Consider the following 22,495-nt stretch of genomic DNA (forward strand, 5'->3'; position numbering starts at 1 on the left):
ATCATATCGAAATGGTATGTATTTCTATTTCAGTGATAACAAAATGGAATGGATGCGATGCTGTGGCTTGACCCCGAAGCGGTACGCAACTTCGTCATGGTGGCCGAACTGCAAAGTTTCACCCGGGCCGCCGACGCGATGGGCTCGACCCAGGCCGCCGTCTCCGTCAAGCTCAAGCGGCTGGAAGAACGGATCGGCCGCAAGCTGATCGAGCGCACGCCGCGGCGCGTGCGGCTGTCGGCCGAGGGCGCCTTGTTCATCGATTCGGCACGGGCGTTCCTGGTCGCGCATGACAATGCGGTCGCCGGCCTGTCATGCGGCACGCGCCGCTTTGCGCTCGGCATCGCCGGACATGTCGCGGGGCCCGAGGTGACGACCTTGCTGGCGCGGCTCAACCAGCACGATCCGGCACTGACCATCGAGGTCCAGGTCGACAATTCGAGCAATCTGCTCGACGCCTTCGACCGCGGCAAGCTCGATGCGGCGATCGTCAGGCGCGAGGACGACCGCCGCGATGGCGAGGTTTTGGGGCCGGAGCATTTCGGCTGGTTTGCCACACCCGACTTCCATCACCGCCAGGGCGAGCCGCTACGCTTGGCCGCCTTGTCGCGGGCCTGCGGCGTGCGTGACCTCGCCACGCGCACGCTCGACGATGCCGGCATCGCCTGGGTCGAGGTGTTCCTTGGCGGCGGCTCGTCGGTGGTGACGGCGGCGGTGTCAGCCGGCCTTGCCACGGCGGTGTTTTCGAGCCGGCTGGCGCCCCCCGGCACGGTCGAGGTCAGCCGCAAGTTCGGCCTGCCTGAGGTGCCGTCGTCGGAAATCGTGCTGCATTCGACACTGACCGACCGCCGTTCGCGCGAGGCGCTGCGCATCCTGGCCTGCGCCTTCCGCGAGCATGGCGCGTCGGCAGGATAGGCGGCTTTGCTTGTTTCGAGGAGGCGCTGCGCGAGGCGACCCGCGAGGGCATCGACAGCGGAGCGCCCGAGCCGTTCGATTTCCAGTCATTCATGAACGCGTTTCGCGACGGCTCGGGCAAATGTGGCGCGTAGGCTCCGCCTTGCGCCGAAAACCCGGTCTGACCTCAGGCAGATCCGCGATGACCGGCAAGATCCGACCTCATCTTGGCCGTTCGCGGCCAGAATGCGAACTCCTAAAAACTGCCAGTTGGCGCCCGATGCCGTCCGGCTTGGTCGGGGCCGGAAGTTGACCGTCCGCTTCTCGGGAGAAGGAGATAGGATAGCAGCCATTCCGGCCGTTGCCGATTGCAGAGCGTCCGCGAGCTCACAGATGGCGATCAAGCAGTTTCGACAAGCGAAGTGATCGTCACTTCCACGACACATGAATCTAGTTCAAGCGGAGTTTAGATCTCATCATTTGCAGTCGTTTTTCAGACCTTCAATAGTCCTCCGGCACTCAAACGCCAGAGGAAACCAGATGCAAATAAACAGCCTTTTCTGCAATGTTGTGAGCGCTTGCCTGCTCCTTTCCAGCACAGCTTTTGCCGATGTCGCTTTGAACGGTCGCGATGCCACACCTGAGATGATCGTCCGCGTGGCCAATGGCGAGGCAGTTGCAGTGGATGGTGAAAGTCTCGACAAGGTCGCCCGTGCCTATGCCGTCCTTCTGCAGGGAGCAAAGGAAGGCCAGGAGATCTACCGGCCTGACCGTCGGCGTCGGCTGGAACAAGGACCGCAAGATGGTCGATGCGACAGGCGAGCTTACCCCGGAGCTGATGGAGGCATCGCGCGAATTCAACGAGGGGCTTTTACGCGCCCACTCCGTCGGAGTTGGGCCAGACACAGCTTTGCCGGTCGTGCGAGCCGCCATGGCCGTGCGCCTAAACAACATCCTCACCGGAGGACCGGGCGTTCAACCCCATGTCGCCGAGATGCTCATCGCCTTCCTGAACAAGGACATCACGCCGATCATGCCGTCGCGCGGCTCGGTCGGCCAGGCTGACATGACGCTCCTCAGCCATATCGGCCTTGCCATGCTCGGCGAAGGCGAAGTCGACTATCAAGGTCGCCGGATGCCGGCGGCCGATGGCTTGAAGGCCGCCGGTATCGAGCCGCTGAAACCGTTTGGCAAGGATGGCCTGGCGATCCTGAGCTCCAACGCCTACGCTGCCGGTCTGGCTGCCATTGCCATCCACGATGCTGAGCAACTGCTTTCAACGTCGCGCCTCGTCTATGCGCTCAGCCTCGAGGGTCTAAACGGCAATGTCTCGCCGCTTCTCGAAGACGTTGCCAAGCTTCGGCCCTTCCCCAGCCATATCAGCGCAACGGCCGACCTGCGCGCAGTGCTTGACGGCAGCTACCTATGGCAGGCGGATGACAAACGCATCCTTCAGGATCCGCTAAGTTTCCGCACCGCGCCCTATCTGTTCGGCAGCTTCGCCGACAGCCTGGCCCGCACAAAGGCGCTGGTGGAAATCCAGATCAATTCTTCGGACGACAATCCCGGTATCGCGGTGGGCGCCGAGCCCAGGTCTGACCTGGCACAGGCACGGCGTGGCTATGTCGATGGCGGCGCTGTCCTTCCGACAGCGAACTTCGAGCCGCTGCCTTGGGTGATCGCCTTCGAGGAGCTCGGCATCGTCTTGGCGCACCATACGACAGCATCGTCGGAACGCGTCCTGAAACTTAACAATCCGACCCACACGAAGCTGCCGCGCTATCTCGGAACGGAGAGTACACATCATGCCTTTCTCGTGGTCGAAGCGCCCCTGATGGCCCTGGCGACCGAGAACCGGGCGCTCGCGCAGCCAACCTCGTTCGATTCCCGCCCGATCGCCGGCGGTGTCGAGGATGTCGGAACGAACGCTCCCTTCGTCATGGAACGCGTGCGGGCGCAGATCGACAACAGCTACGCCATCCTCTCCATGGAGTTGCTGCACGCCGCGCAAGCCGCGGACCTGCGCCTGAAGGAGCATCCGGAACGCAAGCTGGCGTCGGCGACAAAGTCCTTCCACGATGCTTTCCGCCAAAAGGTGCCGTTCCTGGATCGGGACCGGTCCATGACCCCAGACATCGCCGCCGGATCGGACTTTCTGAAAGACTATGCACTAACAAACTGAGTTCGGCCGGCAAGGACTCCTTTGGCTCGCAACCTCACAGTTGCGGGCCGTTTGCGTGTCCAGGGAACGCCGATTTGGGGCAATCACACCAGGCGCTGGATCCATTGCAGGAACTCGCGGATGGCCTTCTCCTTACCGCGTCGCTGCAGGTGAACGAGATACCATCCGCCGGGCTGCATGACGTCTGAGATGAGTGGTGCCACAAGCGTACCTGCGGCAATATCGGCCTCGACCAGAAACCTTGGCACGACCACCACCCCCTGCCCATTGATCGCAGCCTCAATGGCGAGCAGGTTGCTGTCGAAGAGCGGTCCTGTTTTTTGCGAGACACCGGTCAGGCCGACGCTCGCCGCCCATGTCGCGGCGTCCTCCGTGGTTCCGCTGACCGCAAGGAACGAGAAGGAACGCAGGTCCTCCGGCCCCTTGATGGCCTGGGCGATGGCAGGGGAACAGACACCGACGAGCCGTTCGCGGCGCAGCAGCGTATATGTCAGATTCGGTCGGTTCGGTGCGCGCGTGTAGATGAAGCCGATGTCGGCGCGATCGGCGTTGAACTCCCAGTCAAGCAGACTTGCATCGAGGTTCACGGCGATTTCGGGAAACGCTTTCTTGAACGTCTGGAGCCTCGGTATCAGCCAGCGCACGGCCACGGTGACATAGACCTGGACCGTCAGCGAAGCGGGCGTGTTTTTCTGGCGAATCAGATCCGTGGTCAGCGCGATCCGGTCCAATGCATCCTGCACGACCGGATAGTAGACCGCACCCTGTTCGCTCAACTCCACACGGCCAGGCAAGCGCAGGAACAGCAGCGTTCCGAGGTATCGCTCCAGCGAAGCGACCTGATGGCTGATTGCGGATTGCGTGACGCGGAGTTCTTCTGCCGCCGCTTTGAAGCTCATCAGCCGCGCCGCCGCCTCGAATGCCCGCAACGTCGTCAGGGGAGGCAAGATGCGCCGGACCATTCTCGCAAATCCACATGAATTCTTCTCATGTAGACTTGATTTCTAATCGTTTGCAAGGCGCCGGACCCATTTTCATACTCGTCCAACAAAACCAAAAATGGGGAACCAGAAAATGAAGGATCACCTTCTGAAAAGCACGGCTTTAGCCGTGACAATGGCGGCCTGTTCGCTTTCGGCAACGGTGGCTTTTGCGCAAGAAGGCTGCGTTCGTGTGCTCGGCTATGAGTCTGACGGCGAAAAACAAACCATGGATCCGGCCGCCCTCATCGGCACGGACAGCGTCTACCATATCCGCGCCATCTACGAGCCGCTGGTCGACCGCAACAACACCATGCAGCCGGTGCCGGCGCTGGCCGAATCCTGGGAATCCAATGCCGACGCGACGGAATGGACATTTCACTTGCGGCAGGGCGTAAAATTCCACGACGGCTCCGATTTCGATGCCAAGGACGTGGTCTATTCCTATCGCCGCCTGCTCGATCCCGCCGTCTCGCCGGGCGGCTTTTCCACTCTCGCTTTCCTGGACCCGAATGGCATCACCGCCGTCGACGACCATACGGTGCGCTTCAAGGTGAAGCAGCCCGTGGTCGAACTGCCGATGCTGATCGCGACCAAATACGCGCTGATGGTGCCGGAGGGCGCCAAATCGGAAGACTTGCGCGTCAACGGCAACGGCACCGGCCCCTTCATGCAGGAAACGTTCACTGTCAACGGCGCGGTACGCGTCATGCGCCGCAACGGCAATTACTGGCGCGCCGGCCTGCCGAAGGCGGAATGCCTGGAGATCACCACCAGCCTGGAGCCGACTTCGCGTCTTTCGGCGCTGCTGTCAGGCACGGTCGACCTGTCGCTGACGGTAGATCCTGCAAGCCTTGTCACGCTAAAAGACAATCCTGCCGTTGAGCTGGTGGCAACACCGGGCGCAACGTCTCTGTATCTGGCGGTGTGGACAGACACGCCGCCCTTCGACAACCTCAAGGTCCGCGAGGCGATGAAACTGGTGATGGACCGCCAGAAGATCCTGGATACCGTGCTGCTCGGCTACGGAGAAGTAGGTGCCGATACGCCGATCCCGCTCTCCTCGCCGCTCGGCCTCGGCACACCCGCAAAGACAGCGGATATCGAAAAGGCAGCAGCCCTGCTCGCCGAGGCCGGCCATCCCGACGGCATCGATTTCGATCTCTACACCTCAGATTCCTATCCCGGCATGATGCTGCTTGCGCAAGTTTATGCCCAGATGGCCGCACCAGCCGGCATTCGCGTCAACGTCATCACCTCACCGGCCGAAGGCTACTGGGATACGATCTGGCTGAAGAAGCCGGCTGTCGTCTCCTACACCAGCGCCCGCCCGCCGGCCGAAGCTCTGACGCTATCGCTGAGCAGCAAGTCCGAGTGGAACGAAACGCATTGGCAACGCGACGATTTCGACGCGCTTGTCGTCAAGGCAGGCCAGACAGCAGATGAAAAGGCGCGCAATGACCTCTACCGCGAAGCCCAGCGGGTGGTCGCCGACGAAGGCGGCATGATCCTGCCAGTCTTCACATCCGTTGTCGCAGGTTTGCGCAAGGGCTGCGCAGGCTATCAGCCGAATGTCGACGTAAACCGCATCGACTATGCCGAGCTGACCTGCAGCCGGTAAGGCGCACTCTCTTCCTCCCAGGACATTCGCATCCACGGGGCAGGTCGCCCCGTGGAAGAGGATAGCTGTATGACGACTTCCGCTCTTATCACTTTTCTCACACGCTTTGCCGACGCGCTCGATCGAGATGCGCGAAGCGTATCGCAATCCCACGCCACCCGGCTGCGCCAGCTTGCGGAACGATTGCCTCCGATGAACGAGGCTTTACCGGGTCGCGTACCGATACAGGCAGCCTGCGAGGCAGAACTGGCATGCCATGCGGCACAGTCGCCGATTGCCCAGGCGCTCGCCGCCCTGCTGCCGGCAATCCACGTGACCCGCAGCCAGAGCTATCTCGCCAACCCGCCTAGCAACGATTTCGGCGAGAACTACGGCTATGGCGTCATCTGCGGCCCTGATGGCGGACCGCCGGCGCTGATCAAGGACCCTGATATCGCCTTCGGGTTGATGTTCCTGGGGCCAAGAACCCACTATCCGCTACATCATCACCCGGCCGATGAACTCTACTACACCGTCACCGGCCCTTCCTACTGGCGGGCGGGCGAAGCGGACTGGACCAGGCGGGGCATCGACGAAATCATCCACCACCCGTCATGGCTGCCCCATGCCACGCTTTCGGAGGAGCGGCCTCTTGTGCTTCTTTATGTATGGGAGGGCGACCTCGAGACCGATGCGGCTTTCATACCCGATGCCGTGACGGCGGATGCCGCCCCCACTTCCGTGGGGTTGGATGTGACATGAGCGTTTTTCGCCTCCTCGCCGGCCGAATCATGTTTTCGGCCCTGACGCTGCTTCTCGTGTCGATCCTGATCTTCCTGATCCTCGAGGCGCTTCCTGGCGACGTCGCCACCCGTATCCTCGGCCGCGATGCCACCGCCAAGGCACTGGAAGTTCTGCGCGGCCAGCTTCATCTCGACCAGTCTGCCCCCATCCGGTATTTCCACTGGCTCGGCGACTTCCTGCGCGGCGATCTCGGCGTGTCGATCGCCACCGGCCGCCCGATCGCCGATGTTCTCGCTCCCCGCATCGCCAATACTCTGCTGCTTTCGCTCTTTGCCTTTGCAATCTATCTCGTGCTTGCGCTTGTTCCCGCAATCATCCAGGCCACGAACCGCGGCAAGCTCGTCGACCACGTCATCTCGGTCATCACGCTCATTCTGCTGTCGCTGCCGGATTTCCTGCTCGCCACGATCCTGCTCTTCGTCTTTGCAGTTGCGATGCCGATCCTGCCTGCTCTGGCGACGATCTCGGAGGCCAGCACCTGGCAGGAGACGCTGCGCGCCATGGTCCTGCCCGCCGTCACGCTCGCCATCATGATGGCGGTCTATGCCATCCGCGTCTTGCGCGACAGCCTCATCGAGGTGCTGCGCTCCGACTATGTGCGCCTCGCAGAACTCAAGGGCCTGCGCCCGCGCACCGTGCTCTTCCGACATGCCCTGCCGAACGCCATCGTGCCGGCGCTCAATGTCACCGCACTCAATCTCGGCTTCCTGATTGGCGGCGTCGTGATCGTCGAGCGGGTGTTTTCCTATCCCGGCTTCGGCACGCTGCTGATTGATGCGCTGCAACTGCGCGATGTTCCGTTGATCAAGGCGACTGTGATGATCAGTGCTGCCGTCTATGTCGTTGCCAATCTGGTGGCCGACGTCCTGGCTGTCCTGCTCCAACCACGCCTCAGGACAAGCCGATGACCACGATCACATCCAATCCCTCGATGCGGTTCGCCCGGTCCAGTGCCGAGCGCTGGCATGCCGCACCCGGCCCGTTCAAGGTTGGTGCGGTCATCCTCGCCGCCCATGTGCTCTTCGCCATCGTCGGTTGTTTCTGGACCCCTTATGGCTTTGCCGAAATGGGAGCGGGACTGCCGCTCTCGGGCGCATCCTTTCAGCATCCGATGGGCCTTGACCAAATCGGCCGCGACGTCTTCAGCCGTTTCATGCACGGCGCACATATCGTGCTTTTGCTCGCTTTTGCAGGCACGATCCTGGGCATGGTCGCCGGCACCACTCTGGGCCTGCTTTCGGGCTATGTAGGCGGCTGGTTCGACGAGATTGCCCAGCGCATCGTCGAAGCAATGATCAGCATCCCCTTTCTGGCACTTGCGCTGGTGATGATCATCGCCGCAGGCCCGGCACTTGCCGGGGAGCCAGTGTTGATCGTGCTCGTCGTCGGCCTGGTCTATGCCCCGCGCATAGCCCGCATCGCGCGCGCGGCCGCCATGGAAATAGCGACGCGTGAGTATGTCGCGGTGGCAGAACTGCGTGGCGAAGGCACATGGTCCATCGTCTTCCGCGAAATCCTTCCCAATGCAGCCAACGTGCTTCTCGTCGAGTTCTCATTGCGCCTTAGCTATGCCCCGATCCTCATTGGAGCGCTCGGCTTCCTCGGATTCGGCATTCGCCCACCGACGCCGGAATGGGGCCTCATGATCAGCGAAAACCGCAATCTCCTGATCGCCTCTCCAGTGACCGTGTTCGGGCCCGGCTTGGGCCTCGCATCCCTCGTCATCGGCTTTAACCTGTTCACCGATGGCCTCTCGCGCATGCTTGGCCAGCGGCCCGTGGCGGGAGCGTGAACATGAAAAAGCTCATCGAAGTCCGCAATCTCAACATCGCCTATGGTGGGAAAGCCGGCTGGACCAACGTGGTGCAGGACGTTTCCTTCGAGATCGCCCGCGGTGAAGCCTTCGGGCTCGTTGGTGAATCCGGCTGCGGCAAATCCACTGTCGCTTACCGCCTGCTTGGCTACGGCACCATCAACAGCCTGGTTCAGACCGGCGAGGTAGTGTTCGACGGCATGGATCTGCTCAAGCTTGATACCTCGGCACTAACACGCCTGCGCGGCAACCGTATCGCGCTCGTTCCGCAGAATCCGACAACCTCTCTCAGCCCGGGCATGCGGGTCGGCTCGCAGATCCGCGAAATGATCGCAACGCACCGGGCACTGCCTGACGGCATAAGCATGGAGCGCCGCGTCGTCGAACTCTTTGCTCTGGTCGGCCTGCCCGACGTGGGTCATCGCTACCCGCACGAACTCTCCGGCGGCCAGCAGCAACGCGTGGCAATCGCCATGGCCGTCGCCTGTAATCCGGACCTGCTCGTACTCGACGAGCCGACCACCGGCCTCGACGTCACCACCCAGCGCCAGATAATCCAGCTTCTCTGCGATCTTCGAGCCTGCATCGGCATGGCCATGCTGTACGTTACGCACGATCTGGCGCTGCTCGCCCAGATCGCCGACCGGGTGGGCGTCATGTATGCGGGCCAACTCGTCGAGGTCGCGCCCTGCAACGAGTTGTTAGCCGCGCCTGCCCATCCCTATTCCCGCGGGCTCATCGCCTCGATCCCGACCGTCGATGGAACCGACAGGCAGGCGCGGGGCCTGCGCGGCGTGCTGCGGCGAGACCAGATCTCCACCGGCTGCAAATTCGAACCACGCTGTGATTTCGCATCCGGGCCGTGTCGCACCACGCCGCAGGTTCTGCAGCCGGTCGGCAATGTGCGATCCGTTGCCTGCATGAAATGGCAAGAAGCCGCGGTGCCGCAAACGCCGGCTGCAAAGCCATGTCGGGGCGTCGAAGCAACCACCAGACACGACAGGCTGCTTTCGGTCACCGACTTGAACCTGTCTTATCGAAAGCCCGGTATTTTCGACAGGTTCCTCCGAAAGTCGATCCCTCCCGTCGTGCGCGATATCGAGCTCGAATTGCGCGCCGGTGAGGTGGTCGCGCTCGTTGGGGAATCCGGCAGCGGCAAATCGACGATTGCGCGCGCAATCAGCGGTCGCCTGCCGCCACAGTCGGGATCGGTCAGCCTGGACGGCGACCTGTTGGCCCCGGCGCTGAAAAGCCGCTCGGTCGAGCAATTGCGCCAGATCCAGTACATCTTCCAGAACCCGGACGCGTCCCTGAACCCCCGTCGCAGTATCCGGGCAATCCTCGCACGCCCGCTGGATCATTTCGGGATCGAGACAAACGAGGTGGCTCTCGCGGCCGTGTTGGACGACGTTGGCCTGCACGCGGGTTATCTCAACCGGTTTCCCGACCAGCTTTCTGGCGGCGAGCGCCAACGCATTGCCATCGCCCGCGCGCTGCTGGTCAATCCCAAACTACTGATCTGCGATGAAATCCTGTCAGCACTCGACGTCTCGGTGCAGGCCAGGATCGTCGAGATGCTGCGCTCCCTCAAGGAAAGGCAAGCGGTTGCGATGCTCTTCATCTCACACGACCTCGCCGTCGTGCAGAAGCTCGCCGATCGGGTTGCAGTGCTCTATCGCGGTGAGATCATGCAATTGGCCGATACCGGCACGCTGCTCGGCGATCCGCTCCACCCCTATACCGAAATGCTGCTCGACGCCGCGCCCGGCCTCAGCAAGGATCACTACGTCCCCCATCCCCCCGCCATTCCGACGTCGCGGGCGGTGCCGGGCATCGGCTGCCCGCTCGTCGGCCGCTGTCCCCGCCAGGTCGGACGCAACTGCGCCGAGACGCGGCCGCCGGTTCGCCAAACCGGCAGCGGCTATATCCGCTGCCACATTCCGGTCGACGAACTGGCAACTCGTGCAGTTCGGCAAGGTCTGAAGCCCTTGAGCGTTGAAACTTAATTGGGCTAGGATTGCCCTGACCAGGAAGGCACCGGCTAGGCGAAAGGGTCCAGGCAGTACCTTGAGTGGGTATCGAGCTCATCACTGGAACACCTAGGGGGAGAGTACCCCTGGTCCGCGACCGGTTAGCGCGTGGCGACGCTCGGTTCAAGGTTCCAGCCAAACGCGACAGCCTTGTTTGCGGTGCCGGACGTCGGCTCAGGGGCGCAAAGTTGCCAAACAGCTTGGAAGACCGAACGGCCGCTTACCGTGTCTCGGCTCCAAAACCCACTCTGACCTGCCCTAAGCGTCGGGTGCCAAGCGTCAGGCCACTGGCGCGTGCTCGATCGGATCATTCCGTTTGCTTGTCGATGTTGTGCGTGTTCTCGACGGCCACAGGAATATCGATGACGGCATGTCCACCGCCGCCTGCAGACGAAGGGTTTCGAGGGCCAGCAGGGCGTCAAGGGACCGCGCCCGGTGTCGGGCGCGGTCGCGATGGCAGCGGCTAGCGCTTCGTGCCGATGTTCTCCAGATCAAACGCCGTGGTCTGGTAGACCCGGTTGATCCAGTTGCCGAACAAAAGATGGGCGTGCGAGCGCCAGCGGTTGAGCGGCTTACGCTGCGGGTCGTCATTGGGGTAATATTCATGCGGCACGGCGATGGTCACCCCGGCCGCGACATCGCGATCATATTCTTCCTTGAGCGAGGTCGAGTCGTATTCGATGTGGTTGAACATGTAGAGCCGGTTGCCGGCTTCTTCGGAAAGCAGGCTCGGTCCGGTCTCTTCCGATTCCATCAAAAGTTCGAGGCCTGAACCCTGAGGGATGTCTTCGGCGCGGACCTCGGTCCAGCGCGACACCGGGATGGCGAAGTCGTCGGAGAAGCCGGCGAGGTAAGGCGATGCCGGCGCGTTGTTGTTGTGGCGGTAGACGCCGAACGCCTTGTCTTCCAGCGTGTGCTTGGGGACACGGTGGAAATGCCAGGCGGCTGCCATCGCGCCCCAGCAGATGAAGAACGGCGAATGCACGTTGGTCGTCGTCCAGTCCATGATCTGCTTGAGTTCGTCCCAGTAGGTGACGTCCTCGAAGGGCAGCAGTTCAATGGGCGCACCGGTGATGATGAAGCCGTCGAACTTGCGATGCCTGACCTCTTCCCAGGTCTGGTAGAAGGCGATCAGGTGGTCTTCGGAGGTGTTCTTGGCCTTGTGGGTGCCGATACGCACCAGGGTCAGCTCGACCTGCAGCGGGCTGGCGCCGATCAGCCGGGCGATCTGGGTTTCCGTCCTGACCTTGTTGGGCATCAGGTTGAGCAGGCCGATCTGCAGCGGACGGATGTCCTGACGCAAAGCGGTCTGCTCGTCCATGATGGACACGCCCTCTTTGACAAGCACTTCACGGGCGGGCAGCTGATCGGGGATCTTGATCGGCACTGTGCGAACTCCAAAAAACAAAACCGGCATTGCTGTCGCAAAGCCGGTTTACGGATCGCAAACGGCCCTTTAGCGACTTGTTTAACGTGGCTGCAAGCCGACCGGCCAAATCACCACGGGTCTATGACCTGCTCTTACGCCCGAGTACCGATTGCGTCAACAGCGACTCAAATGGGGCGCCAGGGCGGCCTTGCCAGCCGGTTTTCCTCGACATTATACGCCCTGGGCGGTATTTCCGCTGCGGCCTCCGATCGGAGGCGCCAATCCAGGATATTTCGAAATGACCAAGGCACCCGAGCAGATTCGCCCCGAACCCCGCGCCGGCATCATGGACATCGCCGCCTATGTGCCGGGCAAGAGCACAGCTCCGGCAGGCGTCGCCAAGGTCCACAAGCTGTCGTCGAACGAAAATCCGCTCGGGGCGTCGCCGCATGCGATCGAGGCGGTCCAGAAGCTTTCGCATAAGATGGAGTATTATCCCGACGGGTCGGCGTCACGCCTGAGGCAGGCGATCGCCGCGACCCATGGGCTCAACCCTGCCAACATCCTGTGCTCGAACGGCTCCGACGAGGTGCTGGGCCTGTTGTCGCAGAGCTATCTCTCGCCGGGCGACGAGGCCGTCTACACCGAGCACGGCTTCATGGTCTACAAGATCTACACCCAGGCCGCCGGTGCCACACCGGTCGTTGCCAAGGAAGATGCCGAGAAGGCCAGCGTCGACAACATCATCGCGGCGCTGACGCCGAAGACCAAGATCGTCTTCCTCGCCAACCCGAACAACCCGACCGGCACCTATCTGCCGTTCGAGGAAGTGCGCCGCCTGCATGCCGCCCTGCCCAGGAACGTGCTGCTGGTGCTCGATGCGGCCTATGCCGAATATGTCCGCCGCAACGACTACGAGTCGGGCGTCGAGCTGGTCGCGGCCAACGAAAACGTCGTCATGACGCGCACCTTCTCCAAGATCCACGGCCTGGGCGGCATGCGCATCGGCTGGATCTACGCGCCGGCGCACATCATCGACGTGCTCGAGCGCATGCGTGGTCCCTTCAACGTCAATGCGGCGGCGATCGAAGCCGGCGTCGCGGCGATGGAAGACCGCGGCCATGTCGAGCGCACGGTGGCGCACAACGCCAAATGGGCGGAATGGCTGGTCGCCGAGTTCGAAAAACTCGGCCTGCGCGTCACGCCCTCGGTCGGCAACTTCCTGCTGGTCCACTTCCCCGATGAGGCCAAGCACGCGGCCGCTGCCGCCGACGACTATCTCAGCGCGCGCGGCTATATCCTGCGCAGGGTCACCGGCTACGGTTTTCCCAATGCGCTGCGCATGACCATCGGCACCGAAGAGGCCAATCGCGGCGTCATTGCCGCACTCACCGAATTCCTGAAAAGTTGACCCATGTCAGACCCTCTGTTTGAAAAGATCGCCCTGATCGGCATCGGCCTGATCGGCTCCTCGCTCGCCCGGGTCATCCGGCGCGAGGGCCTGGCCCGCCACATCGCCATTTCGACGCGCAGCGCAGCGACGCTGGCGCGTGCCGAGGAACTTGGCCTCGGCGACAGCTATGCGACCGACGCCAAGCTGGCGGTCAAGGATGCCGACCTCATCATCGTTTCGGTGCCGGTCGGCTCGTCGGGCGCTGTTGCCGCCGACATCGCTTCGGCGCTCAAGCCGGGCGCCATCCTCACCGATGTCGGCTCGACCAAGGCCTCGGTCATCGCCCAGATGGCGCCCTTCATTCGGCAAGGCGTGCATTTCATCCCCGGCCACCCGCTCGCCGGTACCGAGAAGTCGGGCCCCGATGCAGGCTTTGCCGAGCTGTTCGAGAACCGCTGGTGCATCTTCACGCCGCTGCCCGATACCGATCCGGCAGCGCTTGAAAAGCTGTCGGCGTTCTGGCGCCGCTGCGGCTCCAACATCGACACGATGGACCCCGAGCATCACGACATGACGCTGGCCATCGTTTCGCATCTGCCGCACATCATCGCCTACAACATCGTCGGCACCGCCGACGATCTGGAGTCGGTGACCAAGTCGGAAGTGATCAAATATTCGGCGTCGGGTTTCCGCGACTTCACCCGTCTCGCCGCCTCCGATCCGACGATGTGGCGCGATGTGTGCCTGCACAACAAGGATGCGATCCTGGAAATGCTGGCGCGCTTTTCCGAAGACCTGGCGTCGCTGCAGCGGGCGATCCGCTGGGGCGACGGCGACAAGCTGTTTGAGATGTTCACCCGCACCCGCGCCATTCGTCGCTCGATCATCGACGCCGGCCAGGAAGTCGACGTGCCGAACTTCGGCCGCGAGGCGATCGAGCATCCGGTGAAGAGCTAAGGTCGCGCACTGATAAACTGCCGGGGTAGCTGCACGGTTCTGATTCAAGCTCCTTGAAGGGAGCTGCTGATGGGCCAGCCTGGCTACGAGTTGACGGATTTCGAGTGATCGGACCGCTGCGCCCGAACAAGCCGCGCGGGGTGCCTCGGGTTGATGACTGGCGTCTTCGAACCGGCTGGCCGTGTTCGAACCGGCTGGCCGTGTTCGGACCGGCTCGCCGTGGACGGACATTCCCGAGCGCTACGGAGCGCCGCCGGCATGCTCGATACGCTCGGCGGCGGCGACGTGCTGCTTGCCGATCGCGCCTAAGACGGTGATGCCTTGCCGAGAGATGGCCGCGCGCGCATGGGCCAACATCAAGCCGATGCCCGGCCGCAAACGCCGCCCGCCGTATTCAGCGCCTTCCTCTATCGGTACTGTGACCTCGTCGAACGCTTCTTCAGCAAACCCAAGCACTTCCGCGCCGTCGCCACCGCTTTGAAAAGCATAGCGAAAACTACCTTGCTCTCGTCAAGCTCGCTTCAGCCAAAATCTGGATGCGCTTTACTGGTCGGTGAGCTAGGAAGGCTACTCGAATGCTCGCAGAGGCGTTCAGGCAGGAGCCAGACCATGATCAAGATGAGTGTCTACTATCGCGCCGATGGCGGTTCGAAGTTCGATCACGACTACTACCGCACCCGCCATATGCCACTGCTCCAGGAACGGCTCGGCGATGCCTGCCTGCGCTACGAGATCGATAAGGGCCTTGCGGGTCGCGAAGCTGGAAGCGCGCCGGAGTTCGTCGCGGCGTGCCACGTCTACTCGCCTGACCTGGCGACATTCCAGGAGGCGTTGGGTCCCCCACCGCGCGGAGATCGCCGCTGATGTCGCCAACTATACTGACATCGCCCCTATCGTGCAGATCAGCGAAGTCGTTGAAGGCTAGGCGTAGCCTAGGGCAGCAGGGTGCTTGTTCACATACTGCCCTACTGCCTTATTCCCCTAATCCCCTAATCCACCGCCGGCACCATGCCCAGCGGAATGAAGCCCAGCGTCGCCTTGCCCTTGACGATCTTGAGCGGCAGGGTCGGCGCGTCGCCGAGCAGAGCGAGGCCGGTAAATGCGGTCTCGAACTGCTTTTTCTGCTCGGGCATGACCTCCGACAGGATGCGCGACAGTTCGCGCGGGTTCTGGATCGTCACCTTGAGGTCGGCGTCGACCAGCCCGTCCTCGGCGACCGACCATGGGCCGCTGAGTGCGACGCCCGTCGTGCCGCCCGAGGTCAGCGTCAGCGAGCGAATGGTGCCCGACTGGCCACGCAAGGCCGGCTGTTGGCTTGCGACAAGGGCAACGCCATTGTTGAGCGTGGTGTCGGCGCTGCCGTCGAGCCTGGGCAAGGTGCGCCCGCCGATCGCCTGCGGGTCGATCTGGAGGCCGGTGAAGGTGCCGGCAAGATCGATATTGGCGCCGTTGGGGCGCAGATGCGTCTGTGTTGCCTCAGCGGTGAACAAAGGCTTGGCGACGCCGTCGATGAATGCCGCCTGAGCTGAAAGCATCTTGGTCTCGACCGAGATCCGCTCGGGCAGGGGCCGGGCGATGCGGGCGCTGGCATGCAACAGCTCCCAGTTGAACTGCAACTGCGGCAGGTCGGGCGCGGTGATCCTGAGCGGCCCGTCGATCTCGAGCACCGAGTGCATCGGCTGGTAGACCTGGGCGGCGGTGCGGAAATTGCCGGCACTGGCCGAAATCCTGCGCCCCGAATCCTCATAGTCGAGGCGGTCGCAGAACAGGCCGATGCGGAACGGAAAACCCTTGATCTCAGGGTTGGCGCATTCGAGCGACACGCCGTCGCGGTTGACGCCGGCGATCGCCTTGCGCACTTCGCTTTCGGCCTTGCCGGCGAACCAGAACCAGCCGGCGCTGTAGCCGCCGAACAAAAGCACGATGAAAACACCGAGCCAGAAGAAGCGGCGGCTGGAATTCGGTCTTGGTTGCTGACTTGACGGCATGCTTGGGCTCTCGCTAACGCGGTGATGTTCACCGCGATCACCAACAGGCTGGCGATATGGGCGATTTTTGGGTTTTTGGCTACGGTTCGCTGATGTGGCGGCCAGGTTTCGCGCATATCGAGACGCGCCGCGCCCGGTTGATGGGTTTTCGCCGCTCCTTGTGCATCCGCTCCTGGGTGCATCGCGGCACCGAGCAACGGCCTGGCCTGGTGCTCGGCCTCGACCGTGGCGGCTCCTGCGTCGGCCTCGCCTTCCGCGTGCCCGGCGATCTCAGGGACGAGGTGCTGGCCTATCTGCGCGAGCGCGAACTGGTCACCAGCGTCTATCTCGAACGCCAGCTGGCGATCCAGCTCGACCAAGGCGAAAAGGTCGAGGCGGTCTGCTACATCGCCGACCGCAAGCATCACCAATATGCCGGCAATCTCGACGCGGCACATGCCGCACAAATCGTCACCGGTGCTGTCGGCCAGTCGGGCCGCAACGAGGACTATGTGCTCACAACCGTCGCGCATCTCAAGGCGCTCGGCATTCGCGACCATTGGCTCGAAGAGGTGGCGCGGCGCATCAGTCAACAGCCCTGATGTCAGCAGGCAATATCGACGCCCGATTTTCGGCGGCGCGCCAGGCGGATTGGCGCTAAGGATTCGCCATGCTGTTCCAACGCCCCGATGACGACACGCTCTACGACGCGCTGATTGCGCGTGATGCCGGTTATGACGGCTTTGCCTATGTCGGGGTGCGCACGACCGGCATCTTCTGCCGGCTGACCTGTGCCGCGCGCAAACCCAAGCGCGACAATGTGCAGTTCTTCGACACCACCGCCGAATGCCTGCATGCCGGCTTCCGGCCTTGCCTGCGCTGCCGCCCGATGATGGGCTCAGGCGAGCCGGAGCCATTGGTGGCGATGCTTATCGAAGCGCTCGAACGCACGCCGGAGCGGCGCTGGCTCGAAGCCGACATCGTTGCCATGGGTCTCGATGCCTCGACGGTGCGTCGTGCCTTCAAGCGCCGCTTCGGCATGAGTTTCCTCGAAATGGCGCGGCTGCGCCGGCTGGGGCAGGCGGCGGAACGGCTGACATCAGGCGACAGCGTGCTCGAAACGCAGGTCGAGGCGGGTTTTGATTCCGGCAGCGGTTTTCGCGCCGCGGTGACAAGGCTGCTTGGCGAGGCGCCGGCCAAATTGCGCGGCAAGACCATGCTCAAAGCCGACTGGATCGAAACGCCGATCGGGCCGATGATCGCCATTGCCGACCAGCATGCGCTGCACATCCTCGAATTCCTCGAACGCAAGGCGCTGGCGAGCGAAGTCGCCAAGCTCAAGGCTGCCACCGGCTCGGCCATCGCCTTCGGCCGGGCGCCACCGATCGACCAGATCGAAGCCGAACTCGGTGCCTATTTCGCCGGCAATTCGGCTGCGTTCGCGACCCGGCTGGCGCCGCAAGGCACCGCCTTCGAACGCCAGGTCTGGGATGGCTTGCGGCGCATCCCGGCGGGGATCTCGGCGACCTATTCCGGCCTTGCCGCAGCGATCGGCAATCCGGCTGCGGTGCGTGCCGTCGGTCGCGCCAATGGCGCCAATCCGATCGCCATCGTCATCCCATGCCACCGCGTCGTCGGGGTCAGCGGCGATCTGACTGGTTATGGTGGTGGCCTGTGGCGCAAGCGCTGGCTGCTCGAACACGAGCGGCGGATGGCCGCTGCGTAAGCGGCCGCTAGCTGGCGACCTCTATGCCCAGTTGCTTCAGCCGCCTGGCGGCCGTCGGCGGCATCGGCGGCGGGTTCGCCGAGGTCGCTGCCTCGATCAGGAATGCGTCGCAGGCGGCCTCGGTCTCCGAGATCAGGCGCTGCATGAATTCCTCGCGCGTCAGCCCCGCCGGGATCGGCTTGAGGAAACGCGCCTTGATGGTGCCGGGGAAGCGCAGGAACTTGCGGCGCGGCCAGTACAGGCCGGCGACATGGGCGACCGGCACCACCGGCATGTTGAGCGCCTGATAAAGCTCGGCGATGCCCCATTTGTAGGCCGGCTCGTCGCCCGGGGCACGGCGGGTGCCTTCGGGATAGATGATCAGCTGGCGGTCGTTCTGCATTTCCCGGCGCGTCGCCACCACCACGGCCTTCAGTGCCGCCGAGCGCTTGCCGCGGTTGACCGGGATCATCTTCATCTTGGCGATGTACCAGCCGAAGAACGGGATCCACATCAGCTCGCGCTTGAGGATGTAGAGCGGGTCGCGCAGATAGGGGAAGAAGGCGATGGCATCCCAGAACGACTGGTGCTTGGGCGCCAGGATGAACGAGCCCTCGGGCAGGTTCTCCTGCCCGGTGATCTCGCTTTTGGTGCCGGCGATCTTTTCCTGCAGCCACAGGCTCGAACGCGCCCAGAATTTCGGCACCAGCCAGGCGCGGTGCCTTGGCGACAGGAAATAATAGGGCGTCCACAGGATCATCTGGACGATCAGGCTGACATAAAAGGCGAAGTTGAATGCCAGCGAACGGATTTGGAGCATTGGTGAGGAGCGCCTGAGGACGGGATTTCGCCGTTGGTTACACCAAGCCGTCCAAAAAGGAAAACCAGCGTCACGGCTTTTGTGCGGGCGAGCCCCTATTCGGCGGCGGCCTGGACCACGACCACGCCGTCCGCCGACGGCTTGACCGGTACGATGCCGCGGGCCAGCGCCAAAAGGTATTTGTTATATTCGGTGAACAGCACGCGGAACGCTTCCGGCTTGGTCAGCCAGCGACCGTCGTCGAGCTTGGAGTTGACGACCGGGTAGGGCTCCAGGCTGGCGTTGCGCAGCAGGCGGCCCATCTCCAGCATGCTGCGCGGCATGTGGTAGTTGTTGGTGACGAGGATGACGCGGCCATAGGCGTGGCTTTCGACCCATTTGGCGCTTTCCTCGGCATTGCCGATGGTGTCGAGCGCGGCGCGGTCGATGTCGACCCGGTTGAACAGCGACTTGTCGCTGCCGGTTGCCAGTTGCAGTTGCCGCCGTGTCGCCGACGGGTGCACGCCGCTGATCAGCAGGCGTTCGCCCTTGCCCGCCTTGAGCAGGCCAAGGGCTGCGTCAAGCCGGGCCTGGCCGCCGGTCAGGACGATGATGGCGTCGGCCTTGGCAGGGTTTGCCGGTGTGCTCAGGCCGCTGACATGGGTCGCAAACAGCGCGAAGCCGCCGGTGAAGATGAAGGCGGCGGCGACGAGGATGAACAGGATGCGGCGCAAAAAAATCAATCTCCGGCGCGGCTTGAGCCCGGCCGGGTGGAATTTCGTTGCTGAAACTGTCCCCGATGCGGCGAGCGCGTTCTGTCCCATCACGAAACCATGGTTAGGCAGGGAATGCGGCTTTTGCAGCGCCTATTTAAGCACATTCTGCAACAATGTGACATCATCCGTGATTACATCCTTTCCGGATGCTGCACGTCGATGTCGCCAAGGTAGTTGACGACGGTGATATGCGAGGTCGCAGCCGTCAGCGCCCCGATCACCGCGACGATGACAGCGACGCCGAGATAGCCGTTCACGCCGATGGCGAAGTTGCCGAACAGAGCTGTCGCCTGGTCGGCCTCAGGTGTCGCGAGATTGAGCGACGACCACCAGGAAAAGATGATGAACACGATCACCGCGGCAACCCCGCCGGCGGCAGCCCCCTTCATGCCGGTGAGCAGGAAATGGCGGCGGAACTCGCTGGCGATGAAGCCGGCTTCGGCGCCGACGAAATGCAGCACCTCGATGATGTGGCCGTTGCCGGCCATGGCGCCGCGTGTCGCAAACACCACCGACAGCACCGTGGCGGCGAGCATCAGCACCAGCACGCCGGTACCGATGGTGACAGTGGTGCGCGCCATCGCCACCAGCCGGTCGACCCAGGTGCGGTGATCGTCGAGCGTGGCGGTCGGCACCTTGGGCGTGATCGCTGCGCGCATCGCGCCAAAATCCGGTGGGCTTGCCTGGTCGATGGTGACGATCACCAGCCGCGGCACCGGCAATTCGTCGATGTTCAGCCCCGAGCCGAGCCAGGGTTCGAGCAGCCGGGCGGTCGCCTCGCGGTCGACGATCTTGGTGCTGGCGACGCCGGCGAACTCGCCGGCGATGCGGGCGGCGGTCTCGAGCGCCACCTCCATGTCGAGCCCGTCGGCCGGCTTGATCTGGATCGTTGCCTCGCGCGAAATCTGGTTCTCCCACACCGAGGCGGTGTCGCGCACCAACGTCACCGCGCCCAATGTCAGGCACGACAGGAAGGTCATGATGGCGATGACCAGCACCAAAGCGCGGCCGGCGATGTTCTGCGACGGCACGATCGGCGCGGTCTTGCGCTGCAGCCGCGGTGCCGGCTGCTGTTGTGGGCTTGCGTCTTCGAACTCGTCCTCGAACTCTTCGTCAGGGGCGCGTGCGCCAGCGGCGGCCTCAGTCATAGATGTCGAGCCTCCCGCCGGCGAGAATCATCCGTCGCGCGTCGACCTGGTCCATCAGGCCGAGATCGTGGGTGGCGATGACCACGGCGGTGCCAAGCCGGTTGAGCTCGATGAACAGCCGGAGCAGGCGCCGCGCCAGCGGCGGATCGACATTGCCGGTCGGCTCGTCGGCGAGCAGGATCTCGGGTTGTTCGATCAGCGCGCGGGCGATCGCGGCGCGCTGCTTTTCGCCGCCCGACAGCACCGGCGGCAGCACATGCATGCGCTCGCCGAGGCCGACCCACTTCAACAGCTCGGTGACGTCGGTGCGGTAGCTCGCCTCCTCGCGGCCGCGCACGCGCAGCGGCAACGCCACATTCTCATAGGTGGTCATGTGGTCGAGCAAGCGGAAATCCTGGAACACCACGCCGATGCGGCGGCGCATCAGCGGCAGTTCGGTGCGCGAGATGCGCGAGCGGTCCTTGCCGAACACGCTGATCAGGCCGCGTGTCGGCTTGAGCGACAAAAACAGCAGCCTCAGCAAGGTGGTCTTGCCGGCGCCCGACGGCCCGCTCAGGAACTGGAACGAGCGCTCGGGGATGTGGAAGGAGATGTCACGCAGGATCTCCGGTCCCATCCCATATCTGAGGCCGACATTCTCGAAGCGGATCACGTGCTACAGACCTTGAACTTACGAAACATTGGGAACTTACGAAATCCTGGGAACTTGCGAATCCATGGAGATTCATCGGGACCCTGGCTGCCCGTTTCTACGAAACGACCATGGGTCCGCATGGTTAACGGACGGTTAAGTTTCCGTCCGGGGTGGGGCGGGGTGGCACCTCGGTGGCGAAGCATTAACCATTTCCGTTTACCCCCTCTCAGCAAAATGTCTAAGGGGTCTGATGGCTGAGCAGCGGAAAGCACGCCCGGTTTCCGGCGAAATCATGACCGATGCCGGCCGCGACACATCCGCCCACAAGCCGCGCGTGGATGCTTGCGACATCATCGACGCCGATTTCGAGGATGTGACACCGCCCCATCGCCGAAACGAATCAGCTGCCGAGGTCCCACCCGTTTTTTCCAACCCGTCGGCCGATGCCGGCGGGATGGAGATGCTGCGTTCGGCATCGCGGCACCCGACGCGGGGCCTGAGCGTGGCGGGCCGGTGTTCTGGATCGCCGGTATCTCCTTGGTAGCAGTGGCGTTTTGGGTCGCCGGCGGTCATTCTGTCATGCATGCGACGGCGTTTCCGCTGTCCTGGCAGGCCCCGGACCTGCGCATCGCCGAGGTCAATTCGCGCGTCGACAGCTCCGGCCGCAAGCCGCTGCTGCTCGTCGACGGTGCTGCCTTCAATGACGGCAACAGCCCCGCAATGTTGCCGCCGATCGACATTGCGGTGACCGGCCAGGACGGCAAGATCCTGCGCTACAGGCTGGGGACATCAGCCGCTCCGGTGGCGCCGGGCGCAAGTTGGGCCTTTTCGAGCCGGCTCGACCTGCCTATGAACGGGATAAAGACCGTCACGGTCGCTTTCTCGGAATAGGATGCTGTCATGCCTGTTGTGCGCGACAAGGAAATCGAAGTGCTGTTCTCCGCCTCGGCGATCGCGCGGCGCAATCTCGAACTGGCCAAGGACATCGCGGCGCACGATTACACCGACCTTCTGGTCATCTCGGTGCTCAAGGGCTCGTTCATCTTCGCCGCCGACCTGATCCGCGCCATGCATGATGTCGGCCTGTCGCCTGAGGTCGAGTTCATCTTCATCTCGAGCTACGGTGCCGGCACCACCAGCGGCGAGGTCCGTGTTTTGCGCGACATCGACAACGAGGTCGCCGGTCGTGACGTGCTGTTGATCGACGACATCCTGGAATCGGGCAAGACGCTGAAGTTCACCCGCGAGCTGATGATGTCGCGCGGCGCCAAGAGCTGCTCGATCGCCGTGCTGCTCGACAAGCGCATGCGCCGCAAGACCGACCTCGACGCCGACTATGTCGGCTTCGACTGCCCGGATTATTTCGTCGTCGGCTACGGCATGGACGTGGCGCACGCCTTCCGCGAGCTGCCCTTCGTCGGCGTGGTCAAGGGCGAAGCCTGAA

Annotated in this window: 21 protein-coding genes, 2 pseudogenes and 1 riboswitch; of the genes and pseudogenes, 16 read left to right on the forward strand and 7 right to left on the reverse strand. The window is 63.2% G+C overall.

Translation table 11 applies throughout. From position 1 onward, the window contains the following. Window positions 1-57 precede the first annotated feature (57 nt). Together ACHMW7_RS08550 and hutH are read left to right on the forward strand one after the other, a co-directional pair. Window positions 58-915, forward strand: a complete 858-nt coding sequence (locus ACHMW7_RS08550) for a LysR family transcriptional regulator (RefSeq protein ID WP_395449845.1) — start codon at window positions 58-60, stop codon at window positions 913-915. 781 nt (window positions 916-1,696) lie between these two features. Next, window positions 1,697-3,076: a histidine ammonia-lyase gene (hutH, locus tag ACHMW7_RS08555; RefSeq protein ID WP_395449846.1), complete on the forward strand. Its 1,380-nt coding sequence runs from the start codon at window positions 1,697-1,699 to the stop codon at window positions 3,074-3,076. A gap of 83 nt (window positions 3,077-3,159) precedes the next feature. Here hutH and ACHMW7_RS08560 read toward each other — a convergent pair whose 3' ends face one another. Next, the gene (locus tag ACHMW7_RS08560; protein WP_395449847.1) at window positions 3,160-4,038 is read right to left on the reverse strand and encodes a LysR substrate-binding domain-containing protein; all 879 of its coding nucleotides are present in this window, start codon (window positions 4,036-4,038) and stop codon (window positions 3,160-3,162) included. Between the two features lie 247 nt (window positions 4,039-4,285). On the opposite strand from ACHMW7_RS08560, the gene ACHMW7_RS08565 reads away from it, so the two are divergent. The 5 genes from ACHMW7_RS08565 (at window position 4,286) to ACHMW7_RS08585 (ending at window position 10,279) form a co-directional block, all read left to right on the forward strand. After that, a complete protein-coding gene (locus ACHMW7_RS08565) occupies window positions 4,286-5,677 on the forward strand; it encodes an ABC transporter substrate-binding protein (protein ID WP_395449848.1) in 1,392 nt (463 codons plus the stop codon). A 69-nt stretch (window positions 5,678-5,746) separates the two neighbouring features. Continuing rightward, complete coding sequence (locus tag ACHMW7_RS08570) at window positions 5,747-6,418, forward strand: dimethylsulfonioproprionate lyase family protein (RefSeq protein ID WP_395449849.1); 672 nt, start codon at window positions 5,747-5,749, stop codon at window positions 6,416-6,418. Further along, window positions 6,415-7,368, forward strand: coding sequence for an ABC transporter permease (locus ACHMW7_RS08575; RefSeq protein ID WP_395449850.1), 954 nt, complete (start codon window positions 6,415-6,417; stop codon window positions 7,366-7,368). The genes ACHMW7_RS08570 and ACHMW7_RS08575 overlap by 4 nt, the downstream gene beginning before the upstream one ends. Beyond that, the gene (locus ACHMW7_RS08580; protein ID WP_395449851.1) at window positions 7,365-8,252 is read left to right on the forward strand and encodes an ABC transporter permease; all 888 of its coding nucleotides are present in this window, start codon (window positions 7,365-7,367) and stop codon (window positions 8,250-8,252) included. Before ACHMW7_RS08575 ends, ACHMW7_RS08580 begins: the two co-directional genes overlap by 4 nt. Window positions 8,253-8,254: 2 nt before the next feature. Further along, entirely contained in the window at window positions 8,255-10,279 is a 2,025-nt protein-coding gene (locus tag ACHMW7_RS08585) for a dipeptide ABC transporter ATP-binding protein (RefSeq protein ID WP_395449852.1), read from the forward strand. 487 nt (window positions 10,280-10,766) lie between these two features. On the opposite strand, the gene metA is transcribed toward ACHMW7_RS08585, so the two are convergent. Further along, complete coding sequence (gene metA / locus ACHMW7_RS08590) at window positions 10,767-11,690, reverse strand: homoserine O-succinyltransferase (RefSeq protein WP_395449853.1); 924 nt, start codon at window positions 11,688-11,690, stop codon at window positions 10,767-10,769. A 49-nt stretch (window positions 11,691-11,739) separates the two neighbouring features. After that, window positions 11,740-11,817, reverse strand: a riboswitch (SAM riboswitch). Window positions 11,818-11,970: 153 nt separating this feature from the next. Here metA and hisC point away from each other — a divergent pair. From hisC to ACHMW7_RS08610, 4 genes and pseudogenes are all read left to right on the forward strand, one after another. Then, window positions 11,971-13,083 carry a histidinol-phosphate transaminase gene (gene hisC / locus ACHMW7_RS08595; protein ID WP_395449854.1) on the forward strand — a complete coding sequence of 371 codons (1,113 nt, stop codon included), beginning with the start codon at window positions 11,971-11,973 and terminating at the stop codon, window positions 13,081-13,083. Window positions 13,084-13,086: 3 nt separating this feature from the next. Next, on the forward strand, window positions 13,087-14,022 hold the full coding sequence (locus ACHMW7_RS08600; protein ID WP_395449855.1) for a prephenate/arogenate dehydrogenase family protein: 936 nt from the start codon (window positions 13,087-13,089) through the stop codon (window positions 14,020-14,022). A 53-nt stretch (window positions 14,023-14,075) separates the two neighbouring features. Beyond that, a pseudogene (locus tag ACHMW7_RS08605) lies at window positions 14,076-14,579 on the forward strand (hypothetical protein). Between the two features lie 52 nt (window positions 14,580-14,631). Next, a pseudogene (locus tag ACHMW7_RS08610) lies at window positions 14,632-14,947 on the forward strand (EthD family reductase). A gap of 64 nt (window positions 14,948-15,011) precedes the next feature. On the opposite strand, the gene ACHMW7_RS08615 reads toward ACHMW7_RS08610, so the two are convergent. Continuing rightward, window positions 15,012-16,010 (reverse strand): DUF2125 domain-containing protein, encoded by a 999-nt coding sequence (locus ACHMW7_RS08615; RefSeq protein WP_395449856.1) that lies wholly within the window; start codon window positions 16,008-16,010, stop codon window positions 15,012-15,014. Between the two features lie 56 nt (window positions 16,011-16,066). On the opposite strand from ACHMW7_RS08615, the gene ACHMW7_RS08620 reads away from it, so the two are divergent. Both ACHMW7_RS08620 and ACHMW7_RS08625 read left to right on the forward strand, forming a co-directional pair. Then, the gene (locus ACHMW7_RS08620) at window positions 16,067-16,591 is read left to right on the forward strand and encodes a gamma-glutamylcyclotransferase (RefSeq protein ID WP_395449857.1); all 525 of its coding nucleotides are present in this window, start codon (window positions 16,067-16,069) and stop codon (window positions 16,589-16,591) included. A 68-nt stretch (window positions 16,592-16,659) separates the two neighbouring features. Next, window positions 16,660-17,715: a bifunctional transcriptional activator/DNA repair enzyme AdaA gene (locus tag ACHMW7_RS08625; protein WP_395449858.1), complete on the forward strand. Its 1,056-nt coding sequence runs from the start codon at window positions 16,660-16,662 to the stop codon at window positions 17,713-17,715. A gap of 7 nt (window positions 17,716-17,722) precedes the next feature. Here ACHMW7_RS08625 and ACHMW7_RS08630 read toward each other — a convergent pair whose 3' ends face one another. The 4 genes from ACHMW7_RS08630 to ftsE form a co-directional block, all read right to left on the reverse strand. Continuing rightward, window positions 17,723-18,514, reverse strand: coding sequence for a lysophospholipid acyltransferase family protein (locus tag ACHMW7_RS08630; protein ID WP_395449859.1), 792 nt, complete (start codon window positions 18,512-18,514; stop codon window positions 17,723-17,725). 95 nt (window positions 18,515-18,609) lie between these two features. After that, window positions 18,610-19,317: a YdcF family protein gene (locus ACHMW7_RS08635; protein WP_395451291.1), complete on the reverse strand. Its 708-nt coding sequence runs from the start codon at window positions 19,315-19,317 to the stop codon at window positions 18,610-18,612. Between the two features lie 83 nt (window positions 19,318-19,400). Then, entirely contained in the window at window positions 19,401-20,417 is a 1,017-nt protein-coding gene (locus ACHMW7_RS08640) for a cell division protein FtsX (protein ID WP_395449860.1), read from the reverse strand. Then, complete coding sequence (gene ftsE, locus ACHMW7_RS08645; RefSeq protein ID WP_067957659.1) at window positions 20,410-21,069, reverse strand: cell division ATP-binding protein FtsE; 660 nt, start codon at window positions 21,067-21,069, stop codon at window positions 20,410-20,412. The genes ACHMW7_RS08640 and ftsE overlap by 8 nt, the downstream gene beginning before the upstream one ends. A gap of 232 nt (window positions 21,070-21,301) precedes the next feature. Here ftsE and ACHMW7_RS08650 point away from each other — a divergent pair, with 232 nt between their 5' ends. The 3 genes from ACHMW7_RS08650 to hpt are packed head-to-tail and all read left to right on the forward strand — an operon-like array spanning window position 21,302 to window position 22,494. Continuing rightward, the gene (locus ACHMW7_RS08650) at window positions 21,302-21,595 is read left to right on the forward strand and encodes a hypothetical protein (protein ID WP_395449861.1); all 294 of its coding nucleotides are present in this window, start codon (window positions 21,302-21,304) and stop codon (window positions 21,593-21,595) included. 35 nt (window positions 21,596-21,630) lie between these two features. Continuing rightward, window positions 21,631-21,942, forward strand: a complete 312-nt coding sequence (locus ACHMW7_RS08655; protein ID WP_395449862.1) for a hypothetical protein — start codon at window positions 21,631-21,633, stop codon at window positions 21,940-21,942. Between the two features lie 9 nt (window positions 21,943-21,951). Beyond that, window positions 21,952-22,494, forward strand: coding sequence for a hypoxanthine phosphoribosyltransferase (gene hpt, locus ACHMW7_RS08660; protein ID WP_184773976.1), 543 nt, complete (start codon window positions 21,952-21,954; stop codon window positions 22,492-22,494). Window position 22,495 lies beyond the last annotated feature (1 nt).

Source organism: Aminobacter sp. UC22_36 (assembly GCF_044056035.1).
Lineage (GTDB): Bacteria > Pseudomonadota > Alphaproteobacteria > Rhizobiales > Rhizobiaceae > Aminobacter.

Excerpts from the sequence above, each read along its gene's own strand:
- ACHMW7_RS08550 (WP_395449845.1), top strand. The coding sequence starts at position 58 with ATGCTGTGGCTTGACCCCGAAGCGGTACGCAACTTCGTCATGGTGGCC.
- hutH (WP_395449846.1), top strand. The coding sequence starts at position 1,697 with ATGGTCGATGCGACAGGCGAGCTTACCCCGGAGCTGATGGAGGCATCG.
- ACHMW7_RS08560 (WP_395449847.1), bottom strand. The coding sequence starts at position 4,038 with ATGGTCCGGCGCATCTTGCCTCCCCTGACGACGTTGCGGGCATTCGAG.
- ACHMW7_RS08565 (WP_395449848.1), top strand. The coding sequence starts at position 4,286 with ATGGATCCGGCCGCCCTCATCGGCACGGACAGCGTCTACCATATCCGC.
- ACHMW7_RS08570 (WP_395449849.1), top strand. The coding sequence starts at position 5,747 with ATGACGACTTCCGCTCTTATCACTTTTCTCACACGCTTTGCCGACGCG.
- ACHMW7_RS08575 (WP_395449850.1), top strand. The coding sequence starts at position 6,415 with ATGAGCGTTTTTCGCCTCCTCGCCGGCCGAATCATGTTTTCGGCCCTG.
- ACHMW7_RS08580 (WP_395449851.1), top strand. The coding sequence starts at position 7,365 with ATGACCACGATCACATCCAATCCCTCGATGCGGTTCGCCCGGTCCAGT.
- ACHMW7_RS08585 (WP_395449852.1), top strand. The coding sequence starts at position 8,255 with ATGAAAAAGCTCATCGAAGTCCGCAATCTCAACATCGCCTATGGTGGG.
- hisC (WP_395449854.1), top strand. The coding sequence starts at position 11,971 with ATGACCAAGGCACCCGAGCAGATTCGCCCCGAACCCCGCGCCGGCATC.
- ACHMW7_RS08600 (WP_395449855.1), top strand. The coding sequence starts at position 13,087 with ATGTCAGACCCTCTGTTTGAAAAGATCGCCCTGATCGGCATCGGCCTG.
- ACHMW7_RS08615 (WP_395449856.1), bottom strand. The coding sequence starts at position 16,010 with ATGCCGTCAAGTCAGCAACCAAGACCGAATTCCAGCCGCCGCTTCTTC.
- ACHMW7_RS08620 (WP_395449857.1), top strand. The coding sequence starts at position 16,067 with ATGGGCGATTTTTGGGTTTTTGGCTACGGTTCGCTGATGTGGCGGCCA.
- ACHMW7_RS08625 (WP_395449858.1), top strand. The coding sequence starts at position 16,660 with ATGCTGTTCCAACGCCCCGATGACGACACGCTCTACGACGCGCTGATT.
- ACHMW7_RS08630 (WP_395449859.1), bottom strand. The coding sequence starts at position 18,514 with ATGCTCCAAATCCGTTCGCTGGCATTCAACTTCGCCTTTTATGTCAGC.
- ACHMW7_RS08635 (WP_395451291.1), bottom strand. The coding sequence starts at position 19,317 with ATGGGACAGAACGCGCTCGCCGCATCGGGGACAGTTTCAGCAACGAAA.
- ACHMW7_RS08640 (WP_395449860.1), bottom strand. The coding sequence starts at position 20,417 with ATGACTGAGGCCGCCGCTGGCGCACGCGCCCCTGACGAAGAGTTCGAG.
- ACHMW7_RS08650 (WP_395449861.1), top strand. The coding sequence starts at position 21,302 with ATGGCTGAGCAGCGGAAAGCACGCCCGGTTTCCGGCGAAATCATGACC.
- ACHMW7_RS08655 (WP_395449862.1), top strand. The coding sequence starts at position 21,631 with ATGCATGCGACGGCGTTTCCGCTGTCCTGGCAGGCCCCGGACCTGCGC.
- hpt (WP_184773976.1), top strand. The coding sequence starts at position 21,952 with ATGCCTGTTGTGCGCGACAAGGAAATCGAAGTGCTGTTCTCCGCCTCG.